Origin of the sequence: Bradyrhizobium sp. HKCCYLS3070, from assembly GCF_051167575.1 — a bacterium.
GTDB lineage: Bacteria > Pseudomonadota > Alphaproteobacteria > Rhizobiales > Xanthobacteraceae > Bradyrhizobium.
The window spans coordinates 59,153-65,660 of the sequence record NZ_JBNPTI010000022.1; the positions used below are offsets into that span (position 1 = coordinate 59,153).

At 68.5% G+C, this 6,508-nt stretch carries 7 protein-coding genes; 3 read left to right on the top strand and 4 right to left on the bottom strand.

Features of this window, described 5'->3' with window-relative positions:
* Positions 1-61 precede the first annotated feature (61 nt).
* Together ACQR03_RS32585 and ACQR03_RS32590 are read left to right on the top strand one after the other, a co-directional pair.
* On the top strand, positions 62-913 hold the full coding sequence (locus ACQR03_RS32585) for an NAD-dependent epimerase/dehydratase family protein (protein WP_315716273.1): 852 nt from the start codon (positions 62-64) through the stop codon (positions 911-913).
* A 126-nt stretch (positions 914-1,039) separates the two neighbouring features.
* On the top strand, positions 1,040-1,519 hold the full coding sequence (locus ACQR03_RS32590; RefSeq protein ID WP_315716457.1) for a hypothetical protein: 480 nt from the start codon (positions 1,040-1,042) through the stop codon (positions 1,517-1,519).
* Positions 1,520-1,618: 99 nt separating this feature from the next.
* On the opposite strand, the gene ACQR03_RS32595 is transcribed toward ACQR03_RS32590, so the two are convergent.
* The 4 genes from ACQR03_RS32595 to ACQR03_RS32610 all read right to left on the bottom strand — a co-directional run bounded on the left by ACQR03_RS32595 (position 1,619) and on the right by ACQR03_RS32610 (position 4,435).
* Positions 1,619-2,245: a hypothetical protein gene (locus ACQR03_RS32595; RefSeq protein ID WP_315716458.1), complete on the bottom strand. Its 627-nt coding sequence runs from the start codon at positions 2,243-2,245 to the stop codon at positions 1,619-1,621.
* Positions 2,246-2,427: 182 nt separating this feature from the next.
* Positions 2,428-2,694: a hypothetical protein gene (locus ACQR03_RS32600; RefSeq protein WP_315716274.1), complete on the bottom strand. Its 267-nt coding sequence runs from the start codon at positions 2,692-2,694 to the stop codon at positions 2,428-2,430.
* 82 nt (positions 2,695-2,776) lie between these two features.
* On the bottom strand, positions 2,777-3,748 hold the full coding sequence (locus ACQR03_RS32605) for an NAD(P)H-dependent flavin oxidoreductase (RefSeq protein WP_315716275.1): 972 nt from the start codon (positions 3,746-3,748) through the stop codon (positions 2,777-2,779).
* 57 nt (positions 3,749-3,805) lie between these two features.
* Positions 3,806-4,435, bottom strand: a complete 630-nt coding sequence (locus tag ACQR03_RS32610) for a hypothetical protein (RefSeq protein WP_315751442.1) — start codon at positions 4,433-4,435, stop codon at positions 3,806-3,808.
* A gap of 154 nt (positions 4,436-4,589) precedes the next feature.
* On the opposite strand from ACQR03_RS32610, the gene ACQR03_RS32615 reads away from it, so the two are divergent.
* Positions 4,590-6,152, top strand: a complete 1,563-nt coding sequence (locus tag ACQR03_RS32615; RefSeq protein WP_434842326.1) for an AMP-binding protein — start codon at positions 4,590-4,592, stop codon at positions 6,150-6,152.
* The last annotated feature ends 356 nt before the right edge of the window (positions 6,153-6,508 follow it).

Here is a 6,508-nt window from a genome sequence, read left to right on the forward strand (position 1 = left end):
CACCCGGTGCCGGGTAACTCGAAGGCTCGCTCCTTCGCGCAAGTCCAGGTGAACGGCATCCATGAACCTCTTCATCATCGGCTTCGGCTACACCGCCCAGCGCTTCGTCGAGCTGCACCGTGGCGCGTTCGCCCGCATCGGCGGCACGGTCCGCAGCGCCGACAAGCGCGCGCGACTGGCGCATGATGACATCGACCTGTTCGACGGCACGGCCCCCGCGGCCGCGACGCTGGCGAAGGCGGCGCAGGCCGACGTCGTGCTGATCTCGGTGCCGCCTGGAGGAGGCGGCGACCCGGCGCTGGCCGCATTCGGCGACGCCATCACGGCGGGGCGCGCGCGGCACGTGGTCTACCTCTCGACCGTCGGCGTCTATGGCGACCATCAGGGCGGCTGGATCGATGAGGACACGCCGCTGGCGCCCGAGCACGACCGGGTGCAGGCCCGGGTCCGCGTCGAGCAGGACTGGCGCGCGCGGATCGGTGACCGGCTCGCGGTGCTCCGGCTCGGCGGCATCTACGGGCCGGGCCGCAACGCGCTGGTCGAGCTGCGGGCCGGGCGGGCGCGGCGCATCGTCAAGCCGGGACAGGTGTTCAACCGTATCCATGTCGATGACGCGGCCAGCGCGATCATGGGCGCGATCCAGCGCGGGTCAGGCGGCGCCTGGAACATCGTCGACGACGAGCCTGCGCCGCCGCAGGACGTCATCGCCTATGCCGCTGCGTTGATGGGCATCGCCCCGCCGCCGGAACTTCCGTTCGACCGCGCCGAGCTGTCGCCGATGGCGCGCAGCTTCTATGCCAGCAACCGGCGCATCCGGAATATCCGCGCCAGGCAGGAGCTCGGCGTCGGCTTCGCCTACCCGACCTATCGCGCCGGGCTCGAGGCGCTATGGGCCGCCGGCGAAGGGCGCTGACGCGAGATTTCCGCCGCCGGGCGGGAAACCTTTCACGCCACTGACGATTGCAGCGAACAGAGATTGTCATGCGGGTTTGACGCGGCTGCACGTCGCGCAGCCCTCACGGATCAAAGGATGTTCGACATGCAAGGCGATCAACCCATCAGCTGGCTGATGTTCTTCACGCTCGCGGCCGCGATCATCATCGCCGCCGGCGCGTTCCTGGCCTTCCTGCGGTCGCGGCACAACCGAGAGATCGCGGCGGTGGCGCTCGAGGGAGACGGCCGGGGCCGCGGCGTGGCCCCGTCAGGCGCCCTGCCCGAGCTCGGCGGCCTGTTCGTGCTCGCGCTGGTGGTCGCCGGCCTGCTGGTTGCCGGCTATCAGAGCGGCGGCGCGACGCGCTTCGCCGGCGGCGACAAGCCGACGCCAGTGCCGTCAGCGCCGACCAACACCGACCGCGGCACCACGGTCGGCGCCGGCGCCGCGATCACCCCGCCGGAAGCCCCGACCATGACCCAGCCGGCACGGCCCGGCCCGGACCTGCGTACCGCGCCCGCATCGTCGCCGACGGGAGCCGGCCCCGAGAGCGGCGGGCATCCGGAGGCCAATCCCCCGGCGAGGTGAAAAAGCGCCTCTCGAAAGCAAGAAGGCCGCGCAATGCGCGGCCTTCTTGATGTTCACTCCAAGTTTGATGTTCACGCCGGGAGGATCCCCCCCCCCCGATCAGATCGCGGCTGCGACCTTGTCGAGGCCGATGGTGCGCGCAAGCCGCCGCACTTCGTCCTTCTGATCCTCGCGCAACTGCCATAGCAGCGGCATCGCGGCTGACTTCAGCTGTTGCACCTCATCCGAATCCGGATCGAGCGCCACCGCGCCCGGCTTCGCCGCGCCCTGGCGTCCGGCGTGGATCTTGCGGGCGACGGCGCGCAGCGCCGTCTCGACCGCCGGCCAATAATATTCCTGGCTCGACGAGAGCCGCAGCCGCTCCTTGATGCCTGCGATCTGGCCGTCCGACAGCAACGAATAGGCCTTCTGCACCTCCGGCTTCAGCGGCGCCGGGGCCGGCTCGCTCCTGGCGAGAATCTTGGACTTCGGCACCATCGGCTCGGCAGCGACGACCGCGGCAGCCGACGCCTTTGCCATCTCCGGCTCGGACGGCGCATAGGCATAGGCCTGACGCAGCGTCGCCTTCGACGGGGCACTCGGCTGCTGCACCTCGGGGGTCGCAAGTGTGACCATCGCCAGGCGGTCGCCCTTGGCTTCACGATTGGAGAGCGGGCTCTTCGCCACCACCGGCGGCATCATCGCACCGGCCGAAGGCACGCTGTCCTGCATCAGGACGCTCGTCACGGCCGCGCCTGCAATCAGCACGCCCAGCAAAGCGACAAAAGCGATCGACTTCGTCACGCAATTCTCCGTATCCCGGCGGAAAGCCGCACTTTGCCGAAAAGTGGGAGTTAATTAAGGCTTTACGATGCCACAGAAACACAGAGGCCACCATTCTGCCCTGTGAACATGACGGACATTTTTTTTCACGCCGCCGAAGACAGCTCGGCCGGCATCAGCAGATCGTACGCGGCCTGGATGTCGGCAACGATGTCGGAGGCTTCCCAAAGCGCGGCCGGTTCCACCGAATGCAAGCTGATGGTCCAGTTCCCGCCGCGGGCGGTGCGGGGAACGCTCATGATGTCGAACTGGACGTTGCGGCATAGCGGATGCCGCTGCAGAGCATGCCCGACGCGGATCCGGATCTCCTCGAGCGTCACCCGCTCTTTGTCCTGCCGTAGCCCGATGCCCATCGCACGATTCCGCCAAGTTCAAGCTCCGCGGATTGTGGGACCCGATGGTTAATGGTGCCTTAAGGACACACATCACGTTTTCTCATGGCCGGAGGCCACCCGCGCCGCCGTACTCATCAGCCGTGCGCGCCACCAGCACGGCGACCGACGGGATGTCGGTGACCCCCGAGGTCGCGTGCCCGGCGCTCCAGATGTCGCGCCAGCGTTTCGGCCGCGCCTCGCGCGCAGCGATGTCGATGTCACTGCCGATCTCGATCGCGCCGCGCGCCGGCAAGGCTTCGGGATCGAGCCCGGCCGCGACGATCGACGGCCGGAGCATGCTGGTCGGCAGGCCGGTGAAGGCCGAGGTGAGCAGCACGTCGTCGGCCGAGCTCGCGACCAGCATCGACTTGTACCGGTCATCGGCAAGGCTTTCGCGCGTGGCGATGAACTTCGTGCCCATGTAGGCGAGATCGCAGCCGAGCACCTCGGCCGCCCGCAACGCCACGCCGTCGCTGATGCCGCCGGCGAGCACGATCGGCCCGGCGAAGAACGCCCTGATCGCGCGCACGAAGGCGAATGGATTGAGCCAGCCGGTCTGGCCGCCCGCCCCGGCCGTGAGCAGCACCAGGCCATCTGCGCCGGCCTCGACCGCGCGCTCTGCATGACGGATCGAGGCGACGTCAGCGAACACCAGCGCGCCCGCATCATGCAAGGGCGCAACAACCTTTGCCGGCGAGCCGACCGAGGTAATCACGATCTCCGGGCGGCGCCGCAACAGCACCGCGAGATCGTCCTGCAGCCGCGCGTTGGAGTGATGCACGATCAGATTCGGGCAGACCGGCGCGGCCGCCGCCCCGCTCGCATCGCTGCTGCGCGCAAGCCGATCGGCAATCTGGAGCAGCCAGGCGTCGAGCTCGTCGGGGGTTCGACAATTGACCGTCGGGAACGCGCCGATCACGCCGTTGGTGCAGGCCGTGCTCACCAGCTCGATTCCCGACACCAGGAACATCGGCGCTGCGATCAGCGGCAGGCGCAGCCGCGCCCGCAGCCCGTCCCATCGAGTGTCCTGCACGGCGCGTCCCTCCCCGATCCTTGTTGGGCTCAGGGATAACGGCGCCGCCGCGTGCGATCAATCGTCGCCGAAGAAGCTGAAGCGCGGCCCCTCCATGCCGACCGGCTGCGCCGCATAGGCACGCGGCGTCGTATCCTCACGCACGGCCTGCTCGACCGCGCGCAGATCCTGCTCGCGGCGCTGGCGCCGGCGCTCGACATATTGCCGGTGCCGCTCGGTGCGGCGCTGCTCCGCGACGCGCTTGCGCTCCGCCCCGCGCGCCTTGAGATCCGCGTCCTCGGCCTTCGCTGCGGCCTTGTCCTGTCCCTTCTCCTGAACGTCCTCGGCGGTACCGGCCTGCGTGCTGGCCGGCGCCGAAGAGGCGGCGGGCACAGCCGTCGCGTCCGGCACGGCAGCCTGCGGCGAGGGCGAGGGATTGGGCGATACCGGCGTCGCCGGCCCCGTCTCCGCTGCTGCGGGCGCCACCTTGATCGGCGTGGTCGCGGCCGCCTGCGTTGCCGCAAGATACGAGGTGGTCGTCGGACTTGGCGACGGCGTCTCCGGCACGGAACGCGCGAGCTTGGCCTGCTCGAACACCTGCGAACTCGGATGCATGCCCTCCGCGATCATGAGCCCGCCGCCGAGACCGGCCGCGACGGCGATGGCGACCGTTCCGGCTCCCGCGAAAAAAGCTGTCGAGGTGCGCATGGCCTTGCTCCACTATTGTTCGGCCGGGCAACGCGGCGCGCGCAGCGATGTTCCGAGGACGACAAGCGCGCCTTGAGCATGATGGGCTTTCTGATAGCGTCGGCAACAAGCCCCGCGACGCCATAACGATCGCGGCATCTCGGGAGGATCGTCCATGAGCCCACAGCTTCATTCGTTTCCGGTCGTCTGCGAGCAGACCCTGCTCACGCTGTCGCGTCATCCGTCGCGCACCGCCTTCAGCTGGCCGGACGGATCGCTGACCTATCAGGGCGCGATCGACCTGATCGGCCGCATGCAGAACGTGTTCATGCGGCTCGGCCTGCCGCCGGGAACACGCGTCGCGTTCCTCAGCGCGAACCGCGCCGATGCCTGGTGCGCCGGCACGGCGGCGCAGCTGTCGCGGCTCGCCATCACCTGGCTGCATCCGCTGGGCTCGCTCGACGATCAGCTGTTCCAGCTCGCCGATTCCGAATCGCAGGTGCTGGTGATCGATGCCGCCGCGTTCCACGACCGCGGCGGCGAACTGGCCGCGCGCTCGGGCGGCCTGCGCCACGTGTTCACGCTGGGCGCAGCCGGCTATGGCGTCGATCTCCTCGCCGCGATCGAGCAGTCAGGCCACGCCAGCGCGCGCAACTTCGCCACGCCCGAGGACATCGCGACCTTGAACTACACCGGCGGCACCACCGGAAAGTCGAAGGGCGCGCTGCGCCATCACCGGGAATATGGCGGCTTCGCCACCGCGATCCTCGCCGATTTCGAGATCCCGGAGCGCGCCCGCTATCTGACGGTCGCCCCGATCAGCCATGTCGCCGGCACCAAGGTGCTGCCGACCCTGATGCGCGGCGGCACCGTGCACATGCTGAAGAGCTTCGATCCGGAGGCCGTGCTCGCGACCATCGCGCGCGAGCACATCAACTTCACGCTGTTCGTGCCGACGATGATCTACGTGCTGCTCGATCATCCCGCGTTAGCTAAGACAGATCTCTCCTCGCTCGAGCTCGTACTGTACGGCGCCTCGGCGATGTCGCCGACGCGGCTGGTCGAAGGCATCGAGCGCATCGGCCCGGTGTTCTCGCAGCTCTATGGCCAGACCGAATGCTATCCCGTCTCGGTGCTGCGGAAGGCCGATCATGATCCGAAGCAGCCGGAGCTGTTCCTGTCCTGCGGCTTCCCGATCGCGGCCTGCGAGGTCAAGATTCTCGATGACCACGATCAGGAGGTCGCGCTGGGCGAGGCCGGCGAGATCTGCGTGCGCGCACCGCATGTGATGGCGGAGTATTGGCAGCGGCCGGACATCACCGCCGAGACCTTGAAGAACGGCTGGCTGCACACCGGCGACATCGCCCGCCGCGACGAGCGCGGCTACATGTACATCCTCGACCGCAAGAAGGACATGATCGTCTCCGGCGGCTTCAACATCTTCCCGCGCGAGATCGAGGACGTGCTGACGCAGCATGCCGACGTGGCGATGTGCGCAGTGGTCGGCGTGCCCGACGACAAATGGGGCGAGGCGGTCACCGCGATCGTGGTGCCGCGCGCCGGCGCGCAGATCGACGCGAGCGAGCTGATCGAGCTCGTGAAGGCGCGCAAGGGCTCGGCCCATGCGCCCAAGAGCATCTCGTTCGTCAAGGAGCTGCCGATGACCGGCGTCGGCAAGGTCGACAAGAAGGTGCTGCGCGCACGGTTCTGGGAGGGCCGCGGGCGGATGGTGGGGTAGCGGCATCATCAGCTCCCTCGATCGCCACCGTCATTGCGAGGCGCTCTTGCGCCGAAGCAATCCAGGGCCGCGGATGAGGCCCTGGATTGCTTCGCTCCGCTCGCAACGACGGCAATCCAGACTCGCGGCTTTGCAATGCCGATGGAAGCTCTCGCCCGTAGCCGCCGCGCTCCGCTGTCGTCCCGGGCAAGTGAAGCGCGACCCGGGATCCATAACCACAGGGCAGCGTCGTAAGCGCTGACGTCGCGACCCGCGTGCCTCGACCGTCGTCTTATGATCATGGGTCCCTGTGTCTGGAAAGTCTGCCATGATGATGGTGGGCGGGAAGCCGTTGGGTCCTTGGCGCTAGACGCCGT

Excerpts from the sequence above, each read along its gene's own strand:
- ACQR03_RS32600 (WP_315716274.1), bottom strand. The coding sequence starts at position 2,694 with ATGGGCATCGGGCTACGGCAGGACAAAGAGCGGGTGACGCTCGAGGAG.
- ACQR03_RS32585 (WP_315716273.1), top strand. The coding sequence starts at position 62 with ATGAACCTCTTCATCATCGGCTTCGGCTACACCGCCCAGCGCTTCGTC.
- ACQR03_RS32590 (WP_315716457.1), top strand. The coding sequence starts at position 1,040 with ATGCAAGGCGATCAACCCATCAGCTGGCTGATGTTCTTCACGCTCGCG.
- ACQR03_RS32615 (WP_434842326.1), top strand. The coding sequence starts at position 4,590 with ATGAGCCCACAGCTTCATTCGTTTCCGGTCGTCTGCGAGCAGACCCTG.
- ACQR03_RS32610 (WP_315751442.1), bottom strand. The coding sequence starts at position 4,435 with ATGCGCACCTCGACAGCTTTTTTCGCGGGAGCCGGAACGGTCGCCATC.